This is a genomic window from Rhodococcus qingshengii JCM 15477 (genome assembly GCF_023221595.1).
Taxonomy (GTDB): Bacteria; Actinomycetota; Actinomycetes; order Mycobacteriales; family Mycobacteriaceae; genus Rhodococcus_F; species Rhodococcus_F qingshengii.
In genome coordinates this window covers 5,919,445-5,946,296 of sequence record NZ_CP096563.1, presented here as the reverse complement: position 1 = coordinate 5,946,296, position 26,852 = coordinate 5,919,445, and the positions used below count along the sequence as shown (strand labels likewise).

The following is a 26,852-nucleotide window of genomic DNA, read 5'->3' as shown; positions in this document are numbered from 1 at the left end:
GGGTGAGTCCTGCCGAATCGAACCGCCGACGCCGCATCGTGCTCTGGATTGCCGGGGTGCTCGGCGTCGTGATCGTGGTTGGGGTGGTGGTCGTCGCGGTCGCACCATCGCGGTACCTGCCCTGGGACACGGCTGAGTTCCCGGCGGTGGACGCGAGTGCGCTCACGTCGGATCAAGGTCGGGTGCTCGAGCTACTGCAATCCGAGCATGAGCAGGACCGTCCGGGCACCTTCTATTCCGACGGCATCGACGAAGAGTGGTGCGCCGACTTTGTCAGCTGGATCATGAGGGAAGCGGGTCGACCGTTGTCCAACCCGAACTCCGGAAGTTGGCGCATCCCGGGGGTGTACACCTTGCAGGAGTATTACCAAGGGATCGGCGCGTACGCCGAGAACGGCAGCGGGTACACCCCGAATGTGGGTGATGTGGTGATCTACGACAGTTCGAGATGGGTCGGTCAGCACACCAACATCGTTGTGGCAGTGGACGGCAACTCTGCGGTCACGGTTGGCGGCAACGAGTTCGGCAAGGTGCGGGTTCATGATCTGGACTGGCAATCCGACTCTGCCGTCGTGGGATTCGGAAAACTTCACCCCTGATCGCTGTTCTTCGGAGTCAAGGCGAACCACCGCGCCGACGCACGTGCCTCGTCGCCTGCGTCGATGTGCAGCGTGTTCGTGCCGGTTCGCACGCTCACCTGCTCACCTCTCTTGATGGGCTGGGTGTACTCGAGGATCGCGCGAAAGGGCCCGCCTCGTAATCTGTCGGGCAGCGCATCTTCCACGGGCTGCCAGTAGATTGCGTTGTTCACGTGATCGAAGGGGTCGAAATCGCTCGAGCGCAACGGGAACGGCGTATCCGCTGACGGCGTCGTGTCCGGGGTCGGGTCGATCCACCGACGCCAGTGAAGATGCTGGTCCACGGCCGTTGATGCCAGGGCAGCGGTGAACTTCTCACTGATGGATGCCGGCATTCCCGTCTTCGGGTCGATGTTGATCCAGAACGCCTCGGTTTCGATCAACCCGCCGCCATCGGATCTGATGCGAACTCGCATCGAACACCACTTGTTCGACAGGCCTGAACACCAGCGCTGTAGGTGAACTCGATCCGGCCAGACGACCGGTTCGAGTACATCGATCACCGTTCTTCGTACCATCCACAGCGGGTGTGTATCCATGGCGCCGCGGTCGACGAGATTGTCGAAGCCCGCGTCTTGGAGGTAGCGCGCGATCGCGTCGAGGCGCAGTTGTTTGTCGGTGTGGATGTCACCCGTACGCACCGGCCACGAGGCCTGGAAGATGCTTCCGGTTGTCGGTAGTTCGGCCATCGCTACGTGGTCGTCGACTTTTGTACGGTTCATCGGATGTGGGCTCCCGGTGTTCGCCTGGTTGGGTGGCTTCACGCTTGCGTTACCCGATGGTGGGATCTTGAACCATCGGAGTTCATCGTTTTCTGAATCCAGTTTTCGATGTACTGTCGCACGTATGGATATCGAGGGCGTAGATGTGGTGACCAACGTGGCGGTGCTTGCGAGGTTCGGGCATGCACTGTCCGACGAGACTCGGACACGGATACTGCTCGAACTGAAGACCGCACCGCGGTATCCGTCCGACCTCGCTGAAACGCTGGCTGTGACCAGGCAGAAGCTGTCCAACCATCTGGCGTGCCTGCGCGGTTGTGGCTTGGTGGTGGCCGTCCCGGAAGGGCGCCGGACCAGATACGAACTCGCCGATGTACATATCGGTCGGGCCCTCGACGACCTGCTCGGGGTCGTACTCGCGGTGGATCCGTCGTACTGCCCGGACAGCGAATCAGAGGGGTGCTGCTGATGGTTGCGCCCGTTGACGGTGTCGGGCTCTCGACTGACCGGCGTGCGCTCTTGTCGAGAAGAATTCGCATCTTCGTGGCGATCACGATCAGCTACAACGTCGTCGAAGCGATCATCGCGCTGGCGGAGGGCACACGGGTGTCGTCCGCAGCACTGTTCGGTTTCGGCCTTGATTCGGTGATCGAAGTGTCCTCGGCGGCAGCTGTTGCCTGGCAGTTCTCGGCGCCGGATCCGACGAGCCGTGAGAAGACGGCACTGCGAGTGATCGCATTCTCGTTCTTCGGGCTCGCTGCGTACGTCTCGTTCGACGCGATTCGGTCGCTGTTCGGTCTGGGGGAAGCTCAGCACACGAGCGTCGGAATACTCTTGGCTGCGGTGAGTTTGGCGATCATGCCGGCCCTGTCCTATGCGCAACGCCGAGCCGGTCGGGAGTTGGGTTCGCTGTCGGCGGTCGCGGATTCGAAGCAGACGCTGCTCTGCACTTACCTCTCTGCTGTCTTGTTGGTCGGTTTGCTGCTCAACTCGCTGCTCGGCTGGTCGTGGGCGGATCCGATTGCGGCACTGGTCATCGCCGTCATCGCGGTGAAAGAAGGCATCAACGCGTGGAAGGGTGATCCGTGCTGCCCGGTTGTGGCTGTGCCCGAGAGCGGTGACGAGTGCGACTGCTGCTGAGTGAACACAGGTTTTGTCGAGTGAGCACTCCCTGCGGTGCGTCAGAGCGGGTGTTCACTCGATGAAAGGCGTGCCGACTTCTGCGCGGCCCTTGATGTGCGCGGCGCGTTGCTCGAGAAGGCGCCGCCGATACGGGCCGACAGCCAACCTCAGTGCCAGGTGTCCGAGCGCCCCGAAGGGGGCCGTAACCGTGAAGCGGTCATGCATCCGCGTCCACCCACCCGGCTGAACGTCGAAGACGTGCTCGTGCCGCATTGCGGCAAACGGGCCGCGGACCTGCTCGTCTGTGAACGAGTACGGACGGTTGTACTGCGTGATCCGGCTTGTCATCGAGAATCTCCACCCGAGATGCCGAGCAGTGAACGACACCTCGTCGCCCTCTCCCAGCGTCGATCTACCCGTACTCGTGACTGCCACCTCATCTGTTGCGCGGAGCGAGGCCGAGTGTTCGTCCATGTCGAGTTCGAGATCGAAGATCACCGCCGGTGGAGCATAGATATCGGTGATCACGACTACGGTGTGTTGCACAGTGCCAGTCTGCCAACATTGGTTTGCGATCCCGGCAAACGGGTACGGGTCGGTGACCTGCGGTTCATCCGCGACGGGTGATGTTTTCGCCTTCCAGCCCCTCGAGACTGAGTAAGGGAAGTGCATTCTGTCGAAAGGAACGCTGATGACTGCTCCACCGCGGGAACCCGCGAATCACCCTGTCCGGCAGGGTTTCGCGGTAGGTACGACGTTTGCAGCAGCAATTCTGCTGCTCACCGCAGGCATTGTCGCTCTGCTTCAGGGCATCGCGGCCGTTGCCGACAACAATCTGTTTGTCGTGGGTATCAACTACACGTACAAGTTCGACATCACGACGTGGGGTTGGATCCACATCATCTTGGGCATCATCGGGATCGTGGTGGCCCTCGGCCTCTTCACCGGTGCAGTGTGGGCCAGGGCGGCGGCAATCGTCATTGCGTCGCTCTCGATCATCGCCAACTTCTTGTGGATGCCGTATTACCCACTGTGGTCGATCCTGGTCATCGCGCTCGATGTCGTTGTGATCTGGGCGGTCGCGACCTGGGACAGGGACAGAGTCTAGGCACCGAACAACCCGAGAGCAGTTGGTCCCGACCGAGTCGACTCGGTCGGGACCATCGCTCGTGCGTGGGACATTTCGACAGGGTGTGGCTCGGATCAGTCTGGGAGTCGACGCATTTCGGCGACGGTCAGGCCGAGGGAATCGAGACGGGCCATGATGCTCCGCATAGCCGTGTGGTCCGCGACGGGTCCGTACAAACTGGTGAACCCGCCGGCGGCACTGGCGACACTGAGTTCAGGAAATGCGGCCTTGACGCGGTCCGACACTTCGCCGTCGATGAGGAATTGATACCGAGTGGGAGCATTCATCAGTATCCGCTCCATTTCGTAGGGCCATGAGGTTCGAGAAGGCAGCGCTCCGAGCCTCGAAATCGCATGTCGTCAAGTGCAATCGGCGTCGCTGCCCGATCCAGGACTCCGCATCCGTGGGATCCAGTCTTACTCCCGTACGCGCTCGGGGCGTCATCCCCTACGGGTGAATGTCGTCGCGGGTCCGTTCATCCCTTTTGTGTGAGGCTCCGTAGAGTCGCCACCCCTAGTGTCGACCGGGAGAGAGAAGAGGTCGGCATGGGATCTGTCATCGGGGATCTGTTACCCCTCGCGGTCGGCGTTGCGGTATCGCCGATCCCGATCATCGCGGCAATCTTGATGTTGTTGTCCAAGCGTGCCGGCAGCACGAGCGTCGGGTTCGCGCTGGGCTGGATACTGGGAATCGTCGTCGCCACCGTGATCTTCGTGCTTCTGTCCAGCAAGCTCGGTGACTCCGAAGGTGATCCGTCAGCGACAGTGTCGTGGATCAAGCTGGCGTTGGGTGTATTGCTTCTTGCGTTCGGAGTCAAGCAATGGCGCGGACGCGGAGGCGAGCACGAAACCCCGAAGTGGATGCACGCCATCGATGACATGACCGCTGTCAAAGGCCTCGGCTTGGGCTTCGCTCTGGCTGCGATCAATCCGAAGAATCTGATGATGTGTATCGCGGCCGGAATCTCGATCGGATCCGCGTCATTGGGCTCCGGAGAAGTTGTTGTCGCCATTCTGGTTTTCACGATCATCGCGGCCTGCACAGTGTGCGTGCCCGTGATCGGCTACCTCGTTGCCGCGGAGCGACTGCGTGGTCCGCTGGCCAAGCTGAAGGTGTGGTTGCAGGAAAACAACGCCACGGTGATGAGTGTGTTGATCCTGGTTATTGGTGTTGTTCTCATCGGCAAGGGCATCGGCGGTCTCTGACAACTGGAGGTAGTTATGGGATCGCTGCTACTGCAACAGATCCCGCTGGCGCTCGGGATCATCATGAGCCCGCTGGCGGTTGTCGCCGTTGTGGCCGTACTGTTTTCCGAACGAGCGCGTATCAACAGCATTGCGTACCTGATCGGGTGGTATCTCGGAATAGTTGTCGCGCTGGCCGGTTCGTACGTCATCTTGACCGCACTCCAGGTTCATCAGCGCACACACCCTCCGCTGTGGGTGCCCATCATCCATCTCGTTCTCGGGGCAACTCTGCTGGCGGGTGCCTGGTTCGTCTACTCACGCAGTCGTCGCGGGGTTCAGGCGATGGCGGCTGCAGTTGCCCCTGGCGACGTTGTGGCTGCGGCCCCTCAGCTGCCGAAGATGCTGCAATCGGTTGAGCACTTCCAACCAATGCGATCCGGTGTGCTCGGTTTCGCGCTGTTCGTTCTCAACCCCATCGACATGTCGTGTGCCATCGCAGCAGCGATGAACCTTCGTCTCAGCACCGTGGCACCGACGTCGCAGATCGTCTCGGCCGTGATCTTCTCGTTGGTGTCCGTGACCTCGGTCGCGGTACCTGTTGCCCTCCTGCTGATCAAGAAGGACGAGGCAACCGAACCGCTGCTGAAGATCCGCACCTGGATAGCCACCAACACGCACTTGCTGAACGTCGGGCTCCTCGTCCTGATCGCGGCGATGCAGATCAGTAAAGGGGTGCAAGGACTATGAGTGCTCCGCACACGCGGACCTGGTGGGTCTTCGGATCGTTGTCCGACTATCAACGCGCTTGGCTTCGCCCCGACATCATTGCGGGCCTTACGGTGTGGGCTGTCCTTGTTCCGGAAGCGCTCGCGTACGCCACCATCGCCGGAGTTCCGCCGGTGGTCGGGCTTTATGCTGCGGTTCCGTCATTGATTCTGTATGCAGCAGCCGGCAGTTCGCGCCATCTGATCGTCGGGCCGATGTCGGCGACCGCAGCGTTGTCCGCGGCGATGATTGCGCCATTGGCTTCAGGAAACGACGGCCGGTTCATCGCGCTGTCGGCGGCATTGGCGATCGTGACCGGGCTCGTCGGACTGCTCGCAGGATTCATGCGCCTCGGATTCATCGCGTCCTTCATCTCCGAGCCGGTTCTCAAGGGATTCATCGTCGGTCTGGCGCTCACGATCATCATCGGTCAAGTACCCAAACTCCTGGGCGTGGACAAGGGGGAGGGAAACTTCTTCGTCCAGACGTGGACAGTGGTGAAGGAACTGGGTGAGGTCGACCTACCGACCGTGATCATCGGATTGCTCAGCCTGGCAATGGTCCTGGGCGTCAAGCGATGGCTTCCGCTCGTACCGGGTTCGCTCCTCGTCGTGCTGCTGGGCATTACCGCAGTAGCGTTGTTCGGCCTCGACGATCGTGGCATCGACATTGTCGGACACATCGACTCGGGCCTGCCGTCGATGGGTCTGCCGAGTGGTGTGGGAGCCGAGGACTACCTCGACCTGGTCGGACCGGCGGTCGGCGTTCTGCTCATCGGTTTCGCCGAAGGTCTTGGCGCTGCAAAGACATACGCGGCCAAGGCCGGCTACACCATCGACGCGAATCGTGAACTGGCAGGACTGGGTGCGGCCAATCTCGGATCGGGTCTCTGCTCGGGGATGGTGGTCAACGGCAGCCTGTCGAAGACCGCCGTCAACGGAGGAGCGGGCGCCAAATCTCAGGTCAGCGGACTGGTGGTCGCGGCACTGACGCTGGTGACACTGCTGTTTCTCACCGGCCTGTTCGAGAAGTTGCCAGAGGCGACGCTCTCAGCTGTGGTCATCGCAGCAGTGATCGAACTGGTCGATTTCTCCTCTCTCGCAGCGCTGTACCGGGTGTGGACGAAGAGGTTGGGCAGTATCTACGGGCACGCTGCCCGGGCCGATTTCGCCGCGGCGATCGCGGCGATGTTCGGGGTTCTCCTCTTCGACACGTTGCCCGGTCTGATCATCGGAATCGCCGTCTCGATGTTGCTGCTCCTGTATCGAGTCTCCAAACCGCACGTGGCTGCTCTGGCCAAGGACGGCACGCGCTGGGTCGACATCAGTGAGCATCCTGATCTGAAGACACTCGACGGCGTCGTAGTGGTCAGGGTCGAAGCGGGGATGTTCTTCGCCAATGCCGATCACGTGCGTGATCAGATCACCGGTCTGGTGACCGCCGGCACCACCATGGTCGTTCTCGACGCCGAGACGTCACCGTTCATCGACGTCAGCGCTGCGCAGATGTTGGCTCAGCTTCGAGATTCGTTGGCACGCAAAAATGTGAGCTTCCGAGTGGCACGCGACATCGGGCAGTTCCGCGACGTTCTGTCCGGTGCCGACCAGGGCGCGCTGAAGGTCGACGTCTATCCGACCGTCTCGCAAGCGCTTGCAGATCGAGACAACACCTCAGCGTGATGTCCGTAGCCAGATTCCCAGGGGACCGGAATCTTTGGCCACTGATCCGACGATCGACGACGCGACAACCACGATGGCCGAGAAGATGAACAGCCAGCCGATGACGGTGAACATCACGCCCAGAAGACCGAACTCGTCCTGCGACGTCTTTGTCATTCGGGGGAGGAAAAGAGTGCCGGCCACGTGCAGTCCGGTCAGGCCCGTCGCGGTGAGCAATCCTGACCCGACGCACATTCGAGTGGTCATGCGATTGGCCGTCAGCAGCATAGGCACGGCTGTCCACACGAGTGCCCACACGACGTAGACCGCTGTGAACTCCAGGACTCTGCCTACTCCCGGAACACCATTCAGTTCACGGCACAGGGCCGCACCGACCACCGACGCGGCCACGACGCACACTACCGCGAACCACCGCCACGCCTGACGGAGTGTCGCCGTCGGCACGCTCCAGATCCGTCCGTACATCCGGCCGAGAGCGCGAGCGTAGGACGTGGAACTGATCAGCAGCATGAGCAAGCCGACAATCCCGAACGCTGCCGCGGTAGAGGTACTGGTCAATACGGTGTCGGGGAGTTGGACGCCGAGGTCGTCTTTGGCGGCATCAGCCAACGGCTTCAGCTTCTCCAAGGTCGACGCTGCAATCATGACCGGGAGCAATGACGTAAAGGCCTGGGCCGCCAAAGTCATGGCGCTGTCCACGAGCCCGACTTCGAAGACCCCGATGGTTGCATCAGTCGCCAACCGTCGACTGGGTGTACGTCTCGCCCACACGGTCAATCGATCGCGCGTATCGGAATACAGCTTCGGGGGCATGGAAGCAGTCTTGCTCAGATGAGTCCGCCGCGTCGCGCAGCCTTGAGCGCGTCGCGTCGGTTGCTCACTTCCAACTTGCGATAGATCCCGCGAAGATGCGTCTTGATGGTGTTGACGGAAAGGAACAGCGTGTCGGCAATGGACTCGGTGGTGTCTCCGGAAGCCAGTTCACGGAGCACGGTGTATTCGCCTGGCGTGAGGATCGGTGCACTCACCAATTCTTGTGGGCGAATGCGGCTACGTACCTGTTCGGCAAATGCTTCCTGATCGCCGAAATGTCCACTGAACTCGTCGAACACCGGCCGCAGGGATGCGCCGTAGTCGAGGAAGGGGCGTAGCAGGCTACCGGCTTCCGCGGCGCGCAGCGCTTTGTGGAGGGAGCGAAACGACTTGCGCTCGTGACCTGTTGCAGCGTGGATCCCGGCTTCGAGTGTCCAGGCGTAGACGTGATGTGCGAGCAACGGGATTTCGGAGGACCCGAGAGCTTCGGAAACTTCGACGAGTGCTTCCGCGAACTTGTTGGACGAGAAGGCGACGGCACCCCGTGCGAGATGTATCTCCGACGTTTCTCCGAATTGATCGGCTGCGTCACGCACGAGTCTCGCTGCCCATTCCACCTCACCGACGGAAAGGCATGCGTGGACGACGGGTGGTAGAAGAGCCAAGGTCGCGAACGCGAAGGTACGTAATTCGATCGCGCTGAGCATCGCGTCGCGGACATCGGCGGCGGTCGAGCGTCGGTCGGTCGAGCCGTCGAGACTGTGAAGGCCGAAGGTTACGACGGAGTGCCACCCGAACACCGGCGCGCTGGCGCCGAGAACGTCTGTGCTCCGGTAGTTTCCGATTGTCGGGATGCGGTACGGGAGTTCGCTCGAAGCGCAGAGGTATGTGGCAAAGGCGGCCACCGACGCGGACAACTCGTACTCCGCAGTCGTCGTGATGCGATGTTCGACCGCGTAGTCGAGAGCGTAGACGGAGTGAGCCCTCATCGCCCCGATGTCTCCGCTGAGAGAAGCTACGTAGCCCAGTCCGGTCAGCGACTTCAAGACGAATCGCGCCCTGCCCCGTATTGTCCCGAGTGCGACGGCTTGAGTGTATTCGACAGTCGCCCTGTCGAACTCACGTCGCAGTAAGTGTGCCGTCGCCAATTCCATGTGTGCGTAGGCTTCGATGTCGGAGTGGGTGCTCTTCTGACGCCGCTCCAGACGTGCCGCCAGCGGCTCGTTGTCGGAAGTCGCCGTAACGCAGGAGATTTCCAGGCTCATCGCCAGGAACAATGGATCTTCTGCAATCGGTGGATGAGTTGCCTCGAGAAGATCGAGGCACGTGGTCGCCGAGGTCACGTCACCGGAGTGGAGGGCGGCCGCCGCCAGCACCAGTCGGGTGATCGGGGATTCCGAAACCTGCGTCGACACCGATTCCAGGACTCGCACGACGTCCCCGCAGTGCCCGTCGAGTACGAGGCCCAGCCCGCAGCGTTCGAGAAACGCGAGAATGCGGTGTGGGTCTCCGATCGACACCTCGAGTTCGAGCGCCTCGAGTTCGAAGTGATTGCTTTCGAACCAGCTTGCTGCTCGCAGGTGTACGCGGTTTCTCTCGACGTGATCGACGCGACGGAACTCTGCCCGAAGGTGCTCGCGCAAGAGAGGGTGATAGCTGAACCACGTTGTGTGGTCGGCGGAATCGGTACGGGTCACGGGGAAGTTGAACTGAATCAGCGAGTCGATCTCGGATAGAGCGTTCGAGTCCGTCAGAGTTTCCGCCAGTTGGGCGGAGAAAGAATCGACCACCGATGTTCGCAACATGAACGAGGTGACATGTTCGGGCAAGGACGTCAGTACCTCGTCGACGAGAAAGTCGGCGATCGGGCGGGGTGTGTGCGTGAACTCGTCCAGTGCATCGCCGATGTCACTGCGGCCGGCCAGAAACGCGGCGGTCAGGCGAACGACGGCGCCCCACCCCTTGGTGAAGTTCTCGACGATTGCGAGTTCGTCGTCGCGCAGCGTGATGTCGTACTCGCCGAATATCGCGGTGATCTCGGAGCGATCGAAAGCGAGATCGGTGGATGCAAAGCGGGTGAGTCGGCCGTCGAGAGCCAGACGATGCCACGTGAGCGGTGGTTCGTAGCGGGCGGCAACGATAATCGACAGGTTGCCCGGGGTCTGTGTGAGTATCCGATCGAGGAGACCGATCGACATCGGATCGTGGAGGGTGTGAACGTCGTCGAGGATCAACGTTGTTCGGCGCTCGTGCGTTTCGAGGGTTTCCGCAAAGTGCGCGAGCCACTGCTCGACGGGCGGCCTGGATCCGGTCTGCACGGGGAGCCTCTGGCCGGCCGCATCGACGGAGGTCGCGATCGCCTCGGCGAGGGATTCACACAGTATCGACACGTTGTTGTCGCGCTCGGCCAACGTCAGCCAGGCCAGCGCAACATCAGGGGAGGCTCGAGAATATTCGCGAGCCCAATCGGCCAGAAGTAGGGTCTTCCCCGCACCGGCCGGAGCCGAGAGCAACCCGACAGGCCCGGGGCCTGAGCCTTTGGTGGCAGTGGATGCGGTGAGTTTGCGGTGCAGGCGCGGACGCGCGACCAGTCCTTTCACGGCAGTTGGCGGGTGAAAACGACCGTTGAGTGCGGCGCCTGGCACGTGCGCTTGCCCGACGCGGTGAGCCGCGGCGAGCGTTACTGCAGCGGCATCACGAAATGGGCTGCTCATCCGACTCCTGTTCGACTGGCTGCACTGGACGTGACCGCTGGATCGAAATTTTGAACGAGTTAGATGATGTGAAACTACCCAATTCGGACACCAAATAAGCGTCCAAGTCGAAAATTCGGACCAAAGTCCCTGATTTAGTGAAGTGAATTTCGAACAATGAATGGTGTCGCCAGTTCTACCGCCCGAACGGCGGGGTGCGAGCAAACCTCGAATAGCGGTCGAATACCTTTTCCAGGCCCACGAGATCCGGATCTGACAACAAGGCTGCCAGAAGTACACGTGCCTGCCCGGCTCGAAGATCGGTGGAAAATACAGCGCCTGCGGCGATCAAGTCGTGCCCGCCACCACCGCCACCGTAAACCGGGGAGATTGGCCCCGAGGGCACCCGAGTTGTCACGGCTACCGGAATGTGAGCGCCTACGCAGTCTCGTACGGCCTCGACTATCGTCGGATTGGCATTTCCCGAACCGAGTCCGTCGAGAACAAGTCCCTGCGCCCCGGCGTGCACGCAGGCGTCGATTTGTACGCGGTCTGCCCCGGGATACACGGCGATGATGTCGACGCGGGTGTCCGAAATCGGATGCCACGGCAATGGTTCGGGAGTACGCAGCAGGAGCGGATCGATGTGCACGCGGCGGAAGGCTTCGAGTGCCGTCGTATCGGACTTTCGCGTACCTGCGGCTGGATGGACCGAACCGCCGAAGGCGATGAGGACACCACGCCCGTGTGACGAGATGTCCAGTCCGGCTGAGATCGCCGCGGCGAGATTCGAACGAGCGTCGGATTCGGGATGGTCGAAAGTGCGCTGCGCGCCGGTGAAGACCACCGGGCGTTGGTCGTCGTGGTGCAGGTCCAACAAGAACGCAGTTTCCTCCATCGTGTCGGTGCCGTGAAGCACGACCACCGAGTCGAGTCCGGGATCTTTCAATTGATCGGCTACGGCGTCGCGAACACGATCCATGTCCGCGAAGGTCATGCTCGAGCTGTCCTTCGACATCACGTCGACGACTCGAAGCTCGATGTCGGCCTGCTCGTTGCCGACCAGATCTGCACCGGTGATTGCGGGCCGGCTGATTCCATGCGCATCCCGGGTGCTGGCGATGGTGCCACCGGTAGTGACAACTGCGACTTTCGACACTGTGGTCCTTTCACGTCAAGCTGCGGGGTGGTGGATGGCCAACTCGCGAATACGATTCCTGGCGGCGTACCAACCAATCATCAAGAGCGGTGCGATGATCGCGATGGATCCGACGGTCCACGTTCCAACAGGGTTGTCGAATGCCATCAACACGATAACGACCGCAAGAAAGACCAGTGTCGCGATCCCGGTGTACGGTGCGCCGAATATGCGGAAGGAAGGGCGAGTGACTTTGCCTTGTTTCGCAAGTTGCCAGAGCCTCAACTGGCACAGCACAATTACCGCCCATGCACTGATGATGCCCAGTGCCGCAAGATTGAGGACTATTTCGAAGGCCTGCGCTGGGACAACAGCATTGAGCCCGACGCCGAACAGGATGACCACGCCGGTGAGTGCGATTCCCCCGTACGGCACTCCGGCTTTGTTCATTCTGGCAGCGAAGGCAGGCGCCGAACCGGCCGTCGCCATCGAATGGAGTATTCGTCCGGTCGAATACAATCCGGCATTGAGGGAAGACAACGCCGCCGTGAGAACGACCAGATTCATGATCGCATCTGCGCCTTGGATGTTGATCGAACCGAAGAATGTGACGAATGGACTTTCACCGGCGTGGTATTCGGTGTACGGGAGCAACAGCGAGAGCAGCAGGACCGACCCCACGTAGAAGACGAGGATCCGAATGATCACTGTGTTGATCGCCTTGGGTATCACCTTCCGGGGATTTTCGGTCTCTCCAGCCGTGGTCCCCACGAGTTCAATTGAAGCGTAAGCGAACACGACGCCCTGAATCACCACGACTGCCGGCAGTATTCCGTTGGGGAACAGCCCACCGTTGTCGGCGATCAGGCTGAATCCGGAGGAATGCCCTTCGATGGGCGTGCCGAAGAGTACGAAATAGACACCGAACCCGAGGAATGCGGTCAAGGCCACGACCTTGATCAACGCGAACCAGAACTCCAACTCTCCGAAGACTTTCACGGACACGAGATTCAGTCCGAGAACCAGCAACACCGCGATCAGAGCGAACATCCACTGATCGATGTGTCCCAGTGGCGCCCAGTACTTTTTGAAGAAGTTCATGTACAACGCCACAGCCGTGACGTCGACCACGGCAGTCATTGCCCAGTTCATCCAGTACAACCAGCCCGCAGCGAAAGCCATCTTTTCGCCGAAGAATTCGCGTGCGTAGGAAACGAAGGATCCGGAAGTCGGTCGGTGCATCACCAGTTCGCCGAGCGCCCTCAGGATCAGGAACGCGAAGAATCCGCACAGCGCGTACACGAGAACCAAGGCCGGGCCCGCCTGTTGTAGTCGCCCTCCCGCCCCCATGAAAAGGCCGGTTCCGATCGCGCCACCGATCGCGATCATCTGAATTTGTCTGGGGCCGAGCGCCTTCTGATATCCGAGATCCTCCTCAGTGGCAACTTCGGCGCGGCCTGTCTCTTCCCGTTCGACGGTCATCAAACCTCCTCCGCAACAGCGGTGGCATGAGGCTTCTCGCCCGAAACGCGGAGATTGGCGAGATGTTCGGGGCTGAGCAACCGATCGAGTTCCTCGCGGTCGAGCAGGCCGGCTTCGATTACGAGATCGGCGACGCGACGCCCGGAAATCAACGCCTCCTGGGCGATCCGAGTGGACGCGGTATATCCGATGTAGGGGTTGAGCGCGGTGACGAGGCCGATGGAGTCTTCGACTCGGGCGCGCAGCAGTTCAGTGTTAGCCGTGATGCCGAGTACGCACCGGTCCGCCAAAATGCGGCAAGCCGCACCGAGGTGTCGCATTCCTTCGGACAGTGAGTGCACGATGATCGGCTCGAAAGCGTTGAGTTGGAGCTGACCGGATTCCGCAGCCATCGTGATCGTCACGTCGTTGCCGATGACTTCGTACGCGACCTGATTGAGGACTTCGGGAATGACAGGATTGACCTTGCCCGGCATGATCGACGAACCTGCCTGCACCGGTGGAAGATTGATCTCGTTCAATCCGGCTCGCGGGCCCGAAGAGAGCAGCCGGAGATCGTTGCACACCTTGGACAACTTCACAGCGACCCGCTTGAGGACGCCGGAGAGGTGGACGAACTGGCCCACGTCTTGGGTCGCTTCGACAAGATCCGTTGCCAACACCAGCGGCAGTCCGGTCAGTGCGCCCAGGTCGGAACAGGCCACCTCGGCGTAGCCGGCGGGTGCGTTGAGGCCAGTGCCGATAGCAGTCGCACCGAGGTTGATCTCGTGAACGAGAAGAGCGGCCTCAGCCAGACGCGCCCGATCCTCCTCGATCATGACCGCGTAGGTCCCGAACTCCTGACCCAGGGTCATCGGCACGGCGTCCTGCAGTTGGGTGCGTCCCATCTTCACTGTGTCGGCGAACTGAAGAGATTTGGTCGTGAATGCGTTCTGGAGTGTAAGAAGTGCATCCAGCAGGTCATCGATCGCGAAGATCGTCGAGATATTCACGGCCGTGGGGTAGACGTCGTTGGTCGATTGGCTCAGGTTCACGTGTTCATTGGGGTGAAGCCGTTCGTAGTCGCCGCGCTGGTGGCCGAGGATTTCCAACGCGCGATTGGCGATGACCTCGTTCGCATTCATGTTCGTCGACGTGCCGGCGCCACCCTGGATGACGTCCACCACGAACTGTTCGTGCCACCGCCCGTCCACGATCTCCTTGCATGCCTGTGAGATGGCCTCCGCGCGCGGGCGGTCGAGGATGCCCAGCTTTTCGTTTGCGCTGGCTGCGGCCCACTTGACGTAAGCGATGCCGCGGATCAGATGCGGGTTCGTGGCGATTGTTCGACCAGTGATCGGGAAGTTCTCCATTGCGCGCAAGGTGTGGATACCCCAGTACGAATCGGCTGGAACCTCGCGATCGCCGAGCAGATCGTGTTCTGTTCGCGTTTCGAGCACTTGATCAATTCCTCGTGTCTCTTCGCGCAAGCATCACTCTGCGCGGTGGGTGTATTTCGGGATCGCAGCGCTGACGGTCGAGTAGTAGTCCCGCCCAGCTATCGGGCTATCAGGCTGTCTGACAGGTGTAATTGTTACCTCGCTCACTCCGGCACGTCAACCCTTCATCGGGTGCGATGTTTGACGCGGGACTTCGGCAGTCGCAACAATGACGGCATGAACCTGTCAGACAGCTGGGCCACCAGGCGACCAGTCGCCGCGCGGGTGAGTGCTGCCGAGGCAGTCCTCGCAGACCTTCGTGCCGCAATAGCCTCCGGCGATCTGGCAGTCGGAGAGCGTCTCCCGTCCGAAGCGTCCCTGGCCGAAAGGCACGGGGTCAGTCGATCGGTCATCCGTGAAGCCCTGCGCTCGTGCCATGCCCTCGGGCTCACCGAGACGAAATCCGGGCTCGGCACCTTCGTCGTCAGCGATTCGATAGCGCGAGACCTCGACTTCGGCAGCTACGCGGCCAACGAGTTGGTCGAAGCGCGGCCGCATGTCGAAATTCCGGCCGCAGGGTGGGCTGCCCAACGGCACACAGCGGAGGAGTTGACGGCCCTCCGCGGACTGGTCCAGCAGATGCGTGACGAGGATGATCCGCTCGTATGGGTCGCACTCGATGCGCAGTTCCACGGACTGATCGCGAAAGCCAGTAGGAATCGGGTCTTCGAGTCGGTAATCGTCGATATTCGTGAAGCGTTGACAAGGCAGTCCGAGACACTCAATCTTGTTGCCGGTCGCCAGGAAAGGTCGAACGAGGAACACGAACGAATAGTCGAAGGAATCGCATCCGGCAGTTACGACCACGCCTCCAGAGCGATGGCCGAACATCTGGACGCCGTCAGGATGACGCTTGAAACTCCTGTCCAAGAAAGTAATCCGCTGTGACGGCGCTTCCGGATAGGTCTGTCCTCGTCTACGTCATCCTCGCGGTATCAGTGACCGGGGTGTTGGCCGGCTGCAGTTCGTCCGACACCCCGGTGACGTCGACGATCGCCGCGTCAGCGACGACAACGGCAGCTGTATCGATTACGGGCGTAAAGCCGCCATCGACGCCGGAATCCGAACGGGCACTCTTCGATGCGGTGGACCGCAATGATCCGGCAGCGATCACCGCGGCCCTGGCTTCGGGCGCGAACATCGAAGCTCGCGGCGAGGGCGAACGGACTCCACTCGTCGAGGCCACCAAGAACGACGCTGTCGCTGCGGCTTCTACGTTGATTCTTGCCGGAGCAGACGTGAACGCGAAGGATTCCATGCAGGATTCGGCCTTCCTGTATTCCGGAGCCGAGGGTTTGAACGAGATTCTGGCGCTCACGCTCGCCCACGGCGCGGACGTCGACAGCGTGAACCGTTACGGCGGTACGGCGCTGATTCCCGCGAGTGAACACGCGCATGTCGAGAGCGTCCGGATGCTGATCGCTGCCGGGGTTCCGGTCAATCACGTCAACGATCCCGGGTGGACGGCGCTACTCGAAGCCGTTGTGTACGGCGATGGTTCGGCGCGCTATATCGACGTGATCACTCAGCTTCTCGACGCGGGGGCAGATCCCTCGATCCGGGATGCATCGGGGAAGACCGCGTTGGACAATGCCGAAAGTCGTGGTCAGTCAGACGTTGTGGCGCTGCTTCAATCGCGGAGCTGACGCCAACGAGTCGGGCTCAGCCCGTAGGCCTGTCGAAAGCGTCGGCTGAAGTGTCCGGCGTCGACAAACCCCGCCCGGTGCGCAACGGTCGCGATCGGCAGATCGACGGTAGCGGGTCGAGCCAGTTCGTCCCGAGCCTTCTGCAGGCGCTGGGTGATGATCCACTGTTCGAGCCGGAATTCGTTGTCCGAGCAGATCTTGTACAGCTGTCGCAGTGAGATGTTGTGGGCGTGAGCAATTCGTGCGGGATTCAGTGTCGGATCGTGAAGGTGTTCACGGATGTATCGACGGATCGAAGTCATGGCAAGGGCCGATCTCGGAGCGGATGCGTCAGGATTCGCATGTGCGATCGAAGCGACCAAAGCGCGCGCGAGTTCGATTGAGGCCTCGCCCAATTGTTCGGCGGCAGGATCGGTCTCCAACAGAGCGGCGCTGCGGAACAATTCACGAACGTGCGCGATCATCACGGGGTACAGATTGCTGTGATGAGGCCGGGTAGCTGCGTCCCGCACGGTGTCGATCGGCAGTCCCAGCCGATCCATCGGAACGTAGAGGCACTGGGAAGCGCCCGTTCCCGGCCAGGAGAAATCGTAGGTCGACGTCAGGTCCGTCATCAACAGCTCACCGGCGGGCACTCTGCGTTGTTCGTCGTGCTGATCTAGATGGCCGATCCCGATCTCCTGCAGGGCAATCGCAAGGACGGGCATCGACGCGGACCGGACGTGACGTGGTGTTCGGGTCAACCGCATACCGGTCGACTCGGAGCGGAACAGTGATGCTGCACCGAGGTTCCACACGTTCATTCTCGCGCTCACCCGTTCCGGGTTCTCCAAGTGGATTGCACACGGGACCGAGGCACGACCCATCGCGTCGACAAAGGCGTCCGCGCGTTGGTCAGGCTCCAACACGGAAGTATCCAGGAGCAAAGCCATGCAGCCCTGATACCCCGCGATGCGGACGCTCAACCAGAAGTTGTGCAGTGTGAGCTCAAAAGTCTGCACGGACAGTCACGTCCGTCGCAGCAGGTATTTCTAGGATCGAAACGGGCGTGTCCCGGCCTACCGCAGTTTCTCGCTTTTCGACGAGAGTGAAGGAAACGCATGAAGATCTCACGTGTATTCACCGCAGTTCTGGCGTTACTCATGACAGTCGCGGCTGGAGTGATCTTCGGCTCCGGCGCTGCGGTGGCGAGCCCCAAGCCAACCGTCGTTCTCGTCCACGGCGCTTTTGCCGACGCGACCAGTTGGGACGGCGTTGCCGCCGACCTACGCTCGCGTGGCTATCGCGTCGTGGCGCCGGACAATCCTCTACGCGGGCCCGCTTACGACGCGTCCGTGATCGAGAAGACGGTTGCGGACATCGACGGACCTGTCGTGCTCGTCGGACACTCGTACGGCGGCGCGGTGATCACCAATGTTCACGACCCGAAGGTGCAGTCGTTGGTGTACATCGCGGCGTTTGCTCCGGTTCAGGGTGAGCCGGTGCAGATCACGATCGATCCCATCAGGTTTCCTGGCAGCCAATTGCTTCCTCCGGCTCTGGGATTGAAGATCGTCGACGATCCTCACGCGATCGGCGGGAAGAACGTCGACGGCTACGTCACGGACGAGTATTTCCATTCCGTCTTCGCTCAGGATGTTTCCGACGAGACAGCGGCAACGATGTTGGCGCATCAGAAGTCTGCGGCTTTGTGGGCGAACCTCGAGCTCGGCGGGCCACCGTCGTGGGCGAACACACCGAGCTGGTATCTGGTTGCCGGTGAGGATCGCGTGATCCCCGCATCGGCGCAGCGGTTCATGGCAAACCGGATGGGCGCGAACACCAGCGAACTCCCGACCTCGCACGCATCGCTGGTTTCCCGGCCAGGGGCAGTGGCAGACGTGATCGTGGCGGCCGCTCACGGGTGAGTGTGCGACCGCCACGAAAGTAGAACAGGGTCAGGCGGAAACGATTACCGAGGAGCCGTGTCCGAACAGACCTTGGTTGGCGGTGATACCGATGCGGGCGCCTTCGACCTGACGGCCTTCGGCCTGTCCACGAAGCTGCCAAGTGAGCTCGCACACCTGCGCAAGTGCCTGTGCGGGAACGGCTTCGCCGAAGCACGCGAGACCGCCGGACGGATTGACCGGGATGCGGCCTCCAATACTGGTGTCACCCGCACGCAGGAGGTGCTCGGCCTCGCCCCGCTTGCAGAGGGCAAGGTCTTCGATCCAGTCCAGTTCCACGGAGGTAGCGAGGTCGTAGACTTCGGCGACGTCGACGTCCTCGGGAGAGATCCCGGCCTCTTCGTATGCGGCGTAGCCGATGGATTCCTTGAACGTGCGCTCCGGAGCGGGAACGGCGGAGCTGGAATCGGTGGAGAAGTTCGGCATGTCCATGATCGTCTGGGGGAACGTCGGCGTGACCGTCGAAATAGCCTTGATGCGAACAGGTTCCGCGATGCCCATCTTGCGGGCGTATTCCATCGACGTCAGCAAGATTGCGGCGCCGCCGTCGGACGTCGCGCAGATGTCGAGCAGGTGAAGGGGATTGGACACCACGGGGGAGGCCAACACGTTCTCGACGGTGACTTCCTTGCGGTAGCGCGCATTCGGATTATTGAGTCCGTGCTTGGCGTTCTTGACCTTCACGTTGGCGAAGTCCTCCGCGGTGGCGCCGTAGAGGTCGATGCGACGACGCGCGTTGAGCGCGAAGTACGCCGGGTTGGTCATACCCATGAGGCGGAAGCGCAGCCAGTCCGGGTCGTCCCAACGCTCACCGGCGACGGGAGCGAGGAAGCCCTTCGGCGTGGTGTCGGCGCCGACGACCAGGGCAACTTCGCTGAGGCCGGCCAGGATTCGTGCGCGAGCGGTGTCGAGTGCCTGGGCTCCCGTCGCACACGCGGCGTACGACGTGGCGACGCGAGCGCCGTTCCAGCCGAGTGCCTGGGCGAAGGTGGCTCCGGCGACGTATCCGCCGTACCCGTTGCGGACGGTCTCGCCGCCGACGATGAAGTCGACATCCTGCCAATTCACACCCGAATCGGCGAGCGCGGCGCGAGCGGCCGCAACGCCGTATTTCACGAACGACTGCCCCCACTTGCCCCAGGGGTGCATACCGACACCGAGTACTGCGACGTCCTTGCTCATGACTGCAACTCCTGATCGGCGGCGACAGGCTTCCAGCGCCACGTCGTACGTACTCCGGTTTCGTCCGTGTACAGCGGCTCGACAACCAATTCGACGGTATTGCCGACCTTGAGATCGTCGACGCCGAATCCGTCGGCCACCTGGCCGAGGATGACGATGCCCTCGGGCAGTTCGACTGCTGCGAGAGCAAAAGGCTCGTACGGATCCGAGCGCGGGATGTACGGCGGCGGGGGCTGGTACTGCGCGTCGGTGTACGACCAGACAGTGCCGCGGCGGGAGAGTTCCACGTCGTCGAACTCCTCGCTGAAGCAGCTCGGGTTCTTGCAGAACGTCGCCTCACGAGGGAAGGAAATGGTGCCGCAGGATTGGCACTTCGTGCCGATCAGAGCAGGTTCGTCGCCGGTGGTGAACCAACCCTCTACTGCAGGCGTCACACTCCCGTTCGGCGCCGGCGTTGCAGTCTCGCTCATGCAATCCTCATCTGGTTGGCGAGCCTGATCCGGGGGGATCGTGGGCCCGCTGTGCCGCTTACTGGAACAGGTTGCAGTATTACACGATTTCGGCCGCTGACGGGCAAAAATTTTCGCTGAGTGGGACGCTGCCGGAACGCAGACGGCCCCGCCGGGCAGACGAGTCTGCAGGCGGGGCCGTGTGCGTGAAAGTAGCTGTTTACCTGTAGCGGATCAGCGAGCGCGAACGGGTCGACCGAATCGACGCGTCGGTTTCACCCGGGCCGCAGCGTCGAGGATGGAGGTGATCTCGACCTGATCCAGAACCTTTTCGCGGACACGGTCGTGCGCAGCGCCGCGTTCCAGTTCCGCCTTGTCGATGGCATGCCAGCCCTCGCGGTCGACGACGTCGGACTGTCGCGCCCGGACCAGACGATCGACTGCGGAGTCGTCGGCGACCGGGTTGGTCAGGCGTCCGTCGTTGAAGTCGTCGACGAGCATCCTGATCGTTTCCTGCGCGCAGGACTTGTTGGTGCCGATGAACCCACTCGGTCCGCGCTTGATCCAACCGGTCGCGTAGACCCCGGTGGCGGGATCACCGTTCGGAGCTTCGAGGACTCGGCCGTTCTCGTTCGGAATGACCGACGCACGCTCGTCGAACGGGACGCCGGGGATGGGCACTCCGCGGTAGCCGATCGAGGTGAGGACCAAGCCGGTATCGATGGTCTCAGTATCGCCGGTTGCTTCGATCTGCACGGTTCCGTTTGCGTCGACAAGAGCGTTGCGAGCGAACTCGATTCCGCTGACCTGATCGTCGCCGGTGATCGAGGTCGGCGTGAGCAGGTAGCGCAACGTGATGCGCTTGTTGCCGACGTCGACGTGATCGCGGTTCTTCAGGGCTTCGAGGAGACGCAACTTCTGCTCGACGGCATGCGGGAGTTCGCCGCGTTTTGCCAGTTCTTCGGTGGCCGAGTCGAGAACCATGTCGTCGGGTCCGACAGAGAGTTCGATGTCCGGCAGTGCCATCAGGCCGGTGAACTCGGGGACCGTGAACGCGGACTGCGCGATTCCGCGTCGACCCACGATGACAACTTCTTCGACGCGACTCTTCCGCAGAGCGGCGAGTGCGTGAGCGGAGATGTCGGTACCGGCCAACTTCTCGGGATCGGCCGTCAGAATGCGAGCGACGTCGAGCGCGACATTTCCGTTTCCGATGATGACCGCGCGGCGATGTGAGAGGTCGAAGACGTCGTCGGCGTGATCGGGGTGGCCGTTGTACCAGGCTACGAAGTCGGTGGCCGAGGCCGTGCCAGGCAGATCAGCGCCCGGAATGCCGAGACCACGGTCGGACGAAGCGCCGACTGCGTAGAGCACCGCATGGTGATTTTCGAGCAGTTCGCTGTGCGAGATGTGCTTGCCGATCTCGACGTTGAGGTAGAACTCGAAACCCTTTTGTGCGGCGATCTTGTCGAACAAGCGAGTGACCTGCTTGGTCTTCTGATGGTCCGGAGCAACGCCGGCGCGAACCAAGCCGTAAGGCACAGGAAGGCGATCGAAGACGTTGACCTGCACGTCAGGCTGAGTCAGCAACTCGTCCGCGGCGTACATCGCCGACGGTCCGGAACCGACGATCGCAACGCGCAACGGCGGTCGGCCCTTGTCGACGTGGGCTGCCGGGATGACCTTGGCGAGAAGCGGCCTGGGTCGCTCTTCCTTGTAGAAGTCCGCATTGATGGACAGGAAGACTCGCTGCGGGTCGGTCAGCTTCGACTCGGGGACGATGGCGTCGACCGGGCAGGCCGAGACGCATGCGCCACAGTCGACGCAGGCCTGCGGATCGATGTGCAGCATCTCGGCGGTGAGGAAGTCCGGCTCGTCCGGCGTCGGATGGATGCAGTTGACCGGGCAGGCGTAGACGCACGAGGCGTCGCTGCAACAGGACTGCGTGACTACGTGTGGCATGGCGCTATGAGTCCGATCTCGACTGTCCGGGAGCTACGCGGCGGCGTTGTGCGAGCTGCGGTGAGGTTCGCTACGGAAGCGTGATGCGCGGCCGTCCATCTTGCAGGCCTTCCACACCAGGCGCGAGGCACGGTTCATCAGACCGGTGTCGGTGGCCAGCATGCGGACGTCACCGAAGTAGTTGCGCAGGGTCTGGCGCGACTCGGGCAGATCCCAGAACAGGTCCTTCTTCACGGACTTCGGGATGTCGAACTGCTTCCAGAAGGACTTCGGCGGGATGACGATGGCGTCACAGAGAATGCGCATGACGATCGGGAACAGCAGCGAGAGGACGAACCGGTTCGGGCGTGACATCAGCGGGATGCGACGGCTCAGAAGCTTGTGCGCGAACGAGATATGACGCGCTTCCTCGGCTACGTGGATGGCCATGACCGACTGCATGATCGGGTGGATCTGGCCGCCGGCGCGCAGGATGCTCTTCTGAATGTGGTCGATCGGCTCTTCACCGGCGAGGACACCGACGAAGAACAGTTCGGGGAACGGACCCGCAGCGAGGGGGATGAAGGGTGCAAGCATCTTCATCGGACGGCTCATCCCGGGAGCGTCGGCACCGATGCGGTTGACCATCTCCTGGAACATCATCGTGTGGTTGCACTCTTCGACCGACTCGTGCGTGCAGTAGCGCGCCTCGGCCGAATCGTTGGGTAGTGAGAAGACGTACTGCATCATGCCGCGGATCAGAATGTTCTCGAACTGGAGACCGACCTTCGCGACATTGGCCTGGCGCCACATGCCGATTTCGATCTGCCTGGCCTCGGACTGCGACTGGTACCACGGGTGTGCACCCAGCGGGTCAGTCTCGGCCGGGAGGATCCAGCGGCGATCGTTCGGGACGACGGCAAACTCGGGGGAGTCCCAGTCGATGTCGAGGTACGGGTCGAAGTGCTTGTGCACCGAGCCCTCGGACAGGAGTCGAAGCGTCTCGTTGTACGAGTCGTCGGATGCTTCTCCGCGCTTGTCGAGCGGCGATGTGAGCGTCATGGCGTCTCCTCTTCGTTTCGGTCACCGCTGGTATTTCTCGCGGTGTTCGGTGGAATCGAGGGCCGGTTGTGTGATCGCTGGCACTCGGTCTGGATTTAATGTAACCCGAGGTATCAGGAAAAGCTAGTGGCAGATACTCCTGAATCCCGACGAATTCTTGACACGGCCGAAACGGCGCCATAACTTACTTTTGAGTAATTTCCGCGGTGCGTCCGAAGTGGGCTATTCAGGGACGGGTTCGCACCGAATCGCACGCGAAGATCGAACCGAGGCCGACGTGATCAGATCGATTCTCAGCAATCTTGCATTGAGACCGCCGACGCGTCTGCGCTCCCTTGTTCCGTCTCGCGGCGTCACGCTTTCCGACAAGACCATCGTCCTGACGGGAGCCTCGTCGGGGATCGGTGAGGCGACAGCTCATCTATTGGCTCGTCGGGGAGCCGAGATGATCCTGGTCGCGCGCGGTGAGGAAAACCTCGAACACGTACGGGACGAGATTCACCGCAGGGGAGGATGGGCACACATCGTGCCTGCGGACCTCTCCAGCGGTGAAGCCGTCGACGAACTCGCGGAGACGATCGCGGATCGATTCGGGTCGGTCGACATCCTCGTCAACAATGCGGGTCGCTCGATCCGGCGTACCGCGTTGGATTCGGTCGACCGATTCCATGACTACGAGCGCACCATGGCGCTGAACTACTTCGGGCCGACAAGACTGACGCTGCGGCTACTGCCCGCGATGCTCGAGGCGAAGTCCGGACACATCATCAACGTCGGAACCTGGGGAGTCACTGCGGGCGTGATGCCCAGGTTCAGCGCCTATCACGCGTCGAAGTCTGCTCTCAGTGCATTCGGCCGAAGCCTCGGCGCGGAATGTCACGGCACCGGTGTCGATGTCACCACAGTGCAATTCCCACTCATACGAACACCGATGATCGCGCCGACGGCGGATTACGTGAGCCAGCCGGCGCTGACGGCCGATCAAGCTGCATCGTGGATCTTGAGGGCGATCAATACGCGTCCCGTCGAGCTGTATCCGCGGTACGCGGGGCTGTTACGAGCGATTGACGTTGTATCCCCTTCTGCCACTGACGCTCTCGTGCGAAGGGCTGGGATCTGAGGGGCTGGGATTTGAGGGGTTGGGATTTGAGGGGTTGGGATCTGACCAGAAACGTGCACCAGCACCGGGGCATGGTTCGTCCCCGGTGCTGATGTATTCGATTGTCGCGATTCACGCCGCTGTGGGTGGGCTGTTCCCGCCGATCGGCTGTTGATACGGATCGATCGACATCGGTGGATAGAACACCGTCTTTCGATCCGGTCCGATCTCCACCCGCCATTCCGTGTGGTGCATCGTCCGGTGGTGATGACCGCACAACAAGATCAGGTTGTCGAGATCTGTTGGGCCACCATCGTTCCAGTGAACAATATGATGGGCATCGCACCACCCCGACGGAGTCCCGCACCCCGGAAACGCGCACCCGCCATCCCGGACGGCCAGTGCTCGCCTTTGCGGAACCGTCGCTGTTCTCGCTTCCTTGCCGCAGTCGAGCGGAACACCGTTCTCATCCAACAAAATTCGCGTCACGGTGCAGTCGCACGCCAACATCCGCGCGGTATCGATACTGATGGGGCCCACCCAATCCGTCCACGCGAAACCCAGTTCCTGAGTCGACGGCAAGAGGTCCTTCAACGCCTTGAGGTCCGTCATGTCTTTCGCGCTGGCGGTGACCGTGATGTGCGGTTTCACTCCGCCCTCGATCGGACCCAACCCCGCCCGCTCGTACCGGCGCAACAACTCGCAAAAGCCGTCCGCACGCCGTAGCGCCGGAGTGCGGGCGTCTTTGACGCCGTCTTTCTCCGGCGTCGGCGCAGACAGACTCGACAACAACGTGATCAACCGGGCCCCGTTGATCGCATCCAGATCACCCTTCACAGTGACCCGCCCGTACAAGCCTTTCGAGGCGTAGAACTCGTTACGTTCGGAATCCTCGCCGACCGGGACGCCGTCCTCGCGTTTTCCGTACTGCTTCTCGATCCGCCGAATCGCCGCCCGCACCGCATCGCAATCCGCAATGTTCTTCGACGCCAACGACAACAAAATCCCGCGAGCCTTGTCCACATCCGCCAGGGTCATGTTCTTCGGCGGATGCTGACAAAACGACGCCACCTGCCGCGCCTTCAACGCATCCACGTCACCGCGATGAAACGCATCCGCGACAACAGGTTCGAGCATCAACAACCGCGCCAACCCGACCAGCAGACTACACTCACCGATCTCCAAATTCGTCGAACCATGCAACCACTGCGCGATCGCCCGAAAACCCTTCCCGCCGAGAACTTCCCGGGAAAACATCTCCACGATCAACAACACCATCCGCGACTGCAACTCGTGCCGGGCGCGCACCAGATCGAGAACCTCGCTCTTGAGGCCCTCACCATCCAGTTGCCACGCATCCCGACTGTCCATGCCGAAAGCATAATCGAACAAAGTTTCGAACACAAGAGAATGTGGATCGAAAATTGCTGCTATCAAATCGATTTCGACATTTCGGACAGTCGGCTATAGGCGGGTCGCCGACGTAGTCCACGTGCGCCGACGAGTGCGAGCGCCACCATCAACCCGGAGCACAACAGCATCACGGCAGTCTCGATGAACTGAAACTGCCAGTACCGGCTCTGTGGGTGATAGATCACGGCATAGTGATCGATTCCCTGTTCTCGAAGGCAGTTGTCGACCTCGAGGTCTTGCTGCTTGCGATCGGAATTGTCTGAGCCCCAGCACATTGTGTAATCGGCGTCGATCATGTTGCCATCCGTATCGGCGAAGCCGGCATCGATGACCCACCTCGAGTCGAGATTTTCATACGGCGACGGTGGATATTCCGCTGCACGTGCCAGTCCGTCGATGGGTTGCACTTCAGTGTCGGGGGCCAAGTAATGCTCGCGCATCGTCGCGCTCAGTGCGACGGGCACGATCAAGAACGCGAGAAGAGTCATGACCATCGCGAAGACGGTGTTGCTGATGAGCAATGCGGCTGCGCTGCCGGTAGTCATTGCTAAAAAGGTGTAGGCGCCGACGACGATTCCCGTCGTCTGAAAATTGGGGAACTCCATCAAGGAAAACGAGGTGGCCTCATTTGTTGCCGCCTGTCCCCGGCCAAGCGTCTGGGTCCAGCCGAGCACCATGCCCAGGACTGCCATCGCAAGGGTGATGGGAACGAAGACCACCAGGACCCGCAAGAAGTACCATCGAACAAGGCTGGTGGACTCGAGAAAATCGAGGTGTTCGGGACCCTGCTCGAAGTCTCGGGCGAATGTGGTGACGCCGACCAGCATTCCTGAGGCGAACGGTAGTAGGAGTACGAGAAGCGTCGTCAAGGTGAGAGCGGTGTCGGCACGGCAACCGCCACCTCCGTCGTACCAGCGTGAGCAGATGTCGCCGAAGTCCCAACTCTCGCCCGAACGCTGAACGAACCAGCCCGAAAGTGCGGCTGTCAGGATCAGTAGGAATATCACCGCCGATGACCATACGATCTGCCCTCGGCATTGCCGCCAGGTCGCGCACATCATCGGCGAATGCAGCTCGGTGAAGTGTGTATGCGTCTCATGGTGAAACAATACTGTCCGTTTGACGATTCGCACTGATTGCGAAAGCCGATACCCCGGACTTGCTCCGAGGTATCGGCCTGAGGTCAGAGGCAGAAGAAACTGAGGGAACTGATTGCCGGTTCTGCTCGAGTTGGCCGGCATCTCCGACGTTGCCGGCGGCGACTGACA

Annotated in this window: 26 protein-coding genes; 11 read left to right on the top strand and 15 right to left on the bottom strand. The window is 61.4% G+C overall.

Going from position 1 to position 26,852, the window contains the following annotated elements; all coding sequences use genetic code 11:
* The first annotated feature begins 2 nt into the window (after nt 1-2).
* Nucleotides 3-599 (top strand): CHAP domain-containing protein, encoded by a 597-nt coding sequence (locus tag M0639_RS27475; protein WP_064075052.1) that lies wholly within the window; start codon nt 3-5, stop codon nt 597-599.
* Here M0639_RS27475 and M0639_RS27470 read toward each other — a convergent pair.
* On the bottom strand, nt 590-1,360 hold the full coding sequence (locus M0639_RS27470) for an acyl-[acyl-carrier-protein] thioesterase (RefSeq protein ID WP_064075102.1): 771 nt from the start codon (nt 1,358-1,360) through the stop codon (nt 590-592). The two genes, M0639_RS27475 and M0639_RS27470, sit on opposite strands and share 10 nt — an antisense overlap.
* 124 nt (nt 1,361-1,484) lie before the next feature.
* On the opposite strand from M0639_RS27470, the gene M0639_RS27465 reads away from it, so the two are divergent.
* Both M0639_RS27465 and M0639_RS27460 read left to right on the top strand, forming a co-directional pair.
* A complete protein-coding gene (locus M0639_RS27465; protein ID WP_007730375.1) occupies nt 1,485-1,829 on the top strand; it encodes an ArsR/SmtB family transcription factor in 345 nt (114 codons plus the stop codon).
* A complete protein-coding gene (locus tag M0639_RS27460) occupies nt 1,829-2,500 on the top strand; it encodes a cation efflux transmembrane domain-containing protein (protein ID WP_230587528.1) in 672 nt (223 codons plus the stop codon). The genes M0639_RS27465 and M0639_RS27460 overlap by 1 nt, the downstream gene beginning before the upstream one ends.
* A 54-nt stretch (nt 2,501-2,554) precedes the next feature.
* Here the strand turns inward: M0639_RS27460 and M0639_RS27455 are convergent, their stop codons facing one another.
* Entirely contained in the window at nt 2,555-3,028 is a 474-nt protein-coding gene (locus M0639_RS27455) for an SRPBCC family protein (RefSeq protein WP_054801118.1), read from the bottom strand.
* A 145-nt stretch (nt 3,029-3,173) separates the two neighbouring features.
* Here M0639_RS27455 and M0639_RS27450 point away from each other — a divergent pair, with 145 nt between their 5' ends.
* Nucleotides 3,174-3,590, top strand: coding sequence for a DUF7144 family membrane protein (locus M0639_RS27450; RefSeq protein WP_003943077.1), 417 nt, complete (start codon nt 3,174-3,176; stop codon nt 3,588-3,590).
* 95 nt (nt 3,591-3,685) lie between these two features.
* Here M0639_RS27450 and M0639_RS27445 read toward each other — a convergent pair whose 3' ends face one another.
* Nucleotides 3,686-3,898: a hypothetical protein gene (locus tag M0639_RS27445; RefSeq protein WP_003943015.1), complete on the bottom strand. Its 213-nt coding sequence runs from the start codon at nt 3,896-3,898 to the stop codon at nt 3,686-3,688.
* 258 nt (nt 3,899-4,156) lie between these two features.
* Between M0639_RS27445 and M0639_RS27440 the strand changes: the two genes are divergently transcribed.
* The 3 genes from M0639_RS27440 to M0639_RS27430 are packed head-to-tail and all read left to right on the top strand — an operon-like array spanning nt 4,157 to nt 7,242.
* Nucleotides 4,157-4,816 carry a GAP family protein gene (locus M0639_RS27440; RefSeq protein WP_007730384.1) on the top strand — a complete coding sequence of 220 codons (660 nt, stop codon included), beginning with the start codon at nt 4,157-4,159 and terminating at the stop codon, nt 4,814-4,816.
* 15 nt (nt 4,817-4,831) lie between these two features.
* Nucleotides 4,832-5,545, top strand: a complete 714-nt coding sequence (locus M0639_RS27435; protein ID WP_042451601.1) for a GAP family protein — start codon at nt 4,832-4,834, stop codon at nt 5,543-5,545.
* Entirely contained in the window at nt 5,542-7,242 is a 1,701-nt protein-coding gene (locus tag M0639_RS27430; protein WP_064075051.1) for a SulP family inorganic anion transporter, read from the top strand. Before M0639_RS27435 ends, M0639_RS27430 begins: the two co-directional genes overlap by 4 nt.
* Here M0639_RS27430 and M0639_RS27425 read toward each other — a convergent pair.
* From M0639_RS27425 to M0639_RS27405, 5 genes are all read right to left on the bottom strand, one after another.
* Nucleotides 7,234-8,055, bottom strand: a complete 822-nt coding sequence (locus tag M0639_RS27425; protein ID WP_003942972.1) for a hypothetical protein — start codon at nt 8,053-8,055, stop codon at nt 7,234-7,236. The two genes, M0639_RS27430 and M0639_RS27425, sit on opposite strands and share 9 nt — an antisense overlap.
* A gap of 14 nt (nt 8,056-8,069) precedes the next feature.
* Complete coding sequence (locus M0639_RS27420; RefSeq protein WP_064075050.1) at nt 8,070-10,769, bottom strand: helix-turn-helix transcriptional regulator; 2,700 nt, start codon at nt 10,767-10,769, stop codon at nt 8,070-8,072.
* Between the two features lie 175 nt (nt 10,770-10,944).
* On the bottom strand, nt 10,945-11,907 hold the full coding sequence (locus M0639_RS27415) for an asparaginase (protein ID WP_064075049.1): 963 nt from the start codon (nt 11,905-11,907) through the stop codon (nt 10,945-10,947).
* Nucleotides 11,908-11,922: 15 nt separating this feature from the next.
* The gene (locus M0639_RS27410) at nt 11,923-13,368 is read right to left on the bottom strand and encodes an amino acid permease (protein ID WP_007730398.1); all 1,446 of its coding nucleotides are present in this window, start codon (nt 13,366-13,368) and stop codon (nt 11,923-11,925) included.
* Nucleotides 13,368-14,807, bottom strand: coding sequence for an aspartate ammonia-lyase (locus M0639_RS27405; protein ID WP_050655022.1), 1,440 nt, complete (start codon nt 14,805-14,807; stop codon nt 13,368-13,370). Before M0639_RS27405 ends, M0639_RS27410 begins: the two co-directional genes overlap by 1 nt.
* A gap of 216 nt (nt 14,808-15,023) precedes the next feature.
* Between M0639_RS27405 and M0639_RS27400 the strand changes: the two genes are divergently transcribed.
* Both M0639_RS27400 and M0639_RS27395 read left to right on the top strand, forming a co-directional pair.
* Entirely contained in the window at nt 15,024-15,734 is a 711-nt protein-coding gene (locus M0639_RS27400) for a FadR/GntR family transcriptional regulator (RefSeq protein ID WP_064075048.1), read from the top strand.
* Nucleotides 15,731-16,492: an ankyrin repeat domain-containing protein gene (locus M0639_RS27395; protein WP_064075047.1), complete on the top strand. Its 762-nt coding sequence runs from the start codon at nt 15,731-15,733 to the stop codon at nt 16,490-16,492. The genes M0639_RS27400 and M0639_RS27395 overlap by 4 nt, the downstream gene beginning before the upstream one ends.
* Here the strand turns inward: M0639_RS27395 and M0639_RS27390 are convergent.
* On the bottom strand, nt 16,477-17,493 hold the full coding sequence (locus M0639_RS27390; RefSeq protein ID WP_231915121.1) for a helix-turn-helix domain-containing protein: 1,017 nt from the start codon (nt 17,491-17,493) through the stop codon (nt 16,477-16,479). The two genes, M0639_RS27395 and M0639_RS27390, sit on opposite strands and share 16 nt — an antisense overlap.
* A gap of 99 nt (nt 17,494-17,592) precedes the next feature.
* Here M0639_RS27390 and M0639_RS27385 point away from each other — a divergent pair, with 99 nt between their 5' ends.
* The gene (locus tag M0639_RS27385; RefSeq protein WP_064075045.1) at nt 17,593-18,399 is read left to right on the top strand and encodes an alpha/beta fold hydrolase; all 807 of its coding nucleotides are present in this window, start codon (nt 17,593-17,595) and stop codon (nt 18,397-18,399) included.
* A 30-nt stretch (nt 18,400-18,429) separates the two neighbouring features.
* Here the strand turns inward: M0639_RS27385 and M0639_RS27380 are convergent, their stop codons facing one another.
* From M0639_RS27380 to M0639_RS27365, 4 genes are all read right to left on the bottom strand, one after another.
* Nucleotides 18,430-19,620, bottom strand: a complete 1,191-nt coding sequence (locus tag M0639_RS27380; protein WP_020909545.1) for a lipid-transfer protein — start codon at nt 19,618-19,620, stop codon at nt 18,430-18,432.
* Nucleotides 19,617-20,090, bottom strand: a complete 474-nt coding sequence (locus tag M0639_RS27375; RefSeq protein WP_007730419.1) for a Zn-ribbon domain-containing OB-fold protein — start codon at nt 20,088-20,090, stop codon at nt 19,617-19,619. The genes M0639_RS27380 and M0639_RS27375 overlap by 4 nt, the downstream gene beginning before the upstream one ends.
* 213 nt (nt 20,091-20,303) lie before the next feature.
* The gene (locus tag M0639_RS27370; protein WP_042921466.1) at nt 20,304-22,031 is read right to left on the bottom strand and encodes an FAD-dependent oxidoreductase; all 1,728 of its coding nucleotides are present in this window, start codon (nt 22,029-22,031) and stop codon (nt 20,304-20,306) included.
* 33 nt (nt 22,032-22,064) lie between these two features.
* The gene (locus M0639_RS27365; RefSeq protein ID WP_003943163.1) at nt 22,065-23,072 is read right to left on the bottom strand and encodes an AurF N-oxygenase family protein; all 1,008 of its coding nucleotides are present in this window, start codon (nt 23,070-23,072) and stop codon (nt 22,065-22,067) included.
* Between the two features lie 277 nt (nt 23,073-23,349).
* On the opposite strand from M0639_RS27365, the gene M0639_RS27360 reads away from it, so the two are divergent.
* A complete protein-coding gene (locus M0639_RS27360) occupies nt 23,350-24,192 on the top strand; it encodes an SDR family oxidoreductase (protein WP_371713755.1) in 843 nt (280 codons plus the stop codon).
* Nucleotides 24,193-24,303: 111 nt separating this feature from the next.
* Here M0639_RS27360 and M0639_RS27355 read toward each other — a convergent pair whose 3' ends face one another.
* Together M0639_RS27355 and M0639_RS27350 are read right to left on the bottom strand one after the other, a co-directional pair.
* Nucleotides 24,304-25,542, bottom strand: coding sequence for an HNH endonuclease signature motif containing protein (locus M0639_RS27355; RefSeq protein ID WP_064075100.1), 1,239 nt, complete (start codon nt 25,540-25,542; stop codon nt 24,304-24,306).
* A gap of 62 nt (nt 25,543-25,604) precedes the next feature.
* Nucleotides 25,605-26,591 (bottom strand): hypothetical protein, encoded by a 987-nt coding sequence (locus M0639_RS27350; protein ID WP_064233791.1) that lies wholly within the window; start codon nt 26,589-26,591, stop codon nt 25,605-25,607.
* Nucleotides 26,592-26,852 lie beyond the last annotated feature (261 nt).

What these genes read in the sequence shown, in the direction of transcription:
- M0639_RS27440 (WP_007730384.1), top strand. Translation starts at nt 4,157, where the DNA reads ATGGGATCTGTCATCGGGGATCTGTTACCCCTCGCGGTCGGCGTTGCG.
- M0639_RS27450 (WP_003943077.1), top strand. Translation starts at nt 3,174, where the DNA reads ATGACTGCTCCACCGCGGGAACCCGCGAATCACCCTGTCCGGCAGGGT.
- M0639_RS27445 (WP_003943015.1), bottom strand. Translation starts at nt 3,898, where the DNA reads ATGAATGCTCCCACTCGGTATCAATTCCTCATCGACGGCGAAGTGTCG.
- M0639_RS27460 (WP_230587528.1), top strand. Translation starts at nt 1,829, where the DNA reads ATGGTTGCGCCCGTTGACGGTGTCGGGCTCTCGACTGACCGGCGTGCG.
- M0639_RS27470 (WP_064075102.1), bottom strand. Translation starts at nt 1,360, where the DNA reads ATGAACCGTACAAAAGTCGACGACCACGTAGCGATGGCCGAACTACCG.
- M0639_RS27355 (WP_064075100.1), bottom strand. Translation starts at nt 25,542, where the DNA reads ATGGACAGTCGGGATGCGTGGCAACTGGATGGTGAGGGCCTCAAGAGC.
- M0639_RS27410 (WP_007730398.1), bottom strand. Translation starts at nt 13,368, where the DNA reads ATGACCGTCGAACGGGAAGAGACAGGCCGCGCCGAAGTTGCCACTGAG.
- M0639_RS27420 (WP_064075050.1), bottom strand. Translation starts at nt 10,769, where the DNA reads ATGAGCAGCCCATTTCGTGATGCCGCTGCAGTAACGCTCGCCGCGGCT.
- M0639_RS27375 (WP_007730419.1), bottom strand. Translation starts at nt 20,090, where the DNA reads ATGAGCGAGACTGCAACGCCGGCGCCGAACGGGAGTGTGACGCCTGCA.
- M0639_RS27425 (WP_003942972.1), bottom strand. Translation starts at nt 8,055, where the DNA reads ATGCCCCCGAAGCTGTATTCCGATACGCGCGATCGATTGACCGTGTGG.
- M0639_RS27365 (WP_003943163.1), bottom strand. Translation starts at nt 23,072, where the DNA reads ATGACGCTCACATCGCCGCTCGACAAGCGCGGAGAAGCATCCGACGAC.
- M0639_RS27435 (WP_042451601.1), top strand. Translation starts at nt 4,832, where the DNA reads ATGGGATCGCTGCTACTGCAACAGATCCCGCTGGCGCTCGGGATCATC.
- M0639_RS27465 (WP_007730375.1), top strand. Translation starts at nt 1,485, where the DNA reads ATGGATATCGAGGGCGTAGATGTGGTGACCAACGTGGCGGTGCTTGCG.
- M0639_RS27400 (WP_064075048.1), top strand. Translation starts at nt 15,024, where the DNA reads ATGAACCTGTCAGACAGCTGGGCCACCAGGCGACCAGTCGCCGCGCGG.
- M0639_RS27430 (WP_064075051.1), top strand. Translation starts at nt 5,542, where the DNA reads ATGAGTGCTCCGCACACGCGGACCTGGTGGGTCTTCGGATCGTTGTCC.
- M0639_RS27385 (WP_064075045.1), top strand. Translation starts at nt 17,593, where the DNA reads ATGAAGATCTCACGTGTATTCACCGCAGTTCTGGCGTTACTCATGACA.
- M0639_RS27370 (WP_042921466.1), bottom strand. Translation starts at nt 22,031, where the DNA reads ATGCCACACGTAGTCACGCAGTCCTGTTGCAGCGACGCCTCGTGCGTC.
- M0639_RS27380 (WP_020909545.1), bottom strand. Translation starts at nt 19,620, where the DNA reads ATGAGCAAGGACGTCGCAGTACTCGGTGTCGGTATGCACCCCTGGGGC.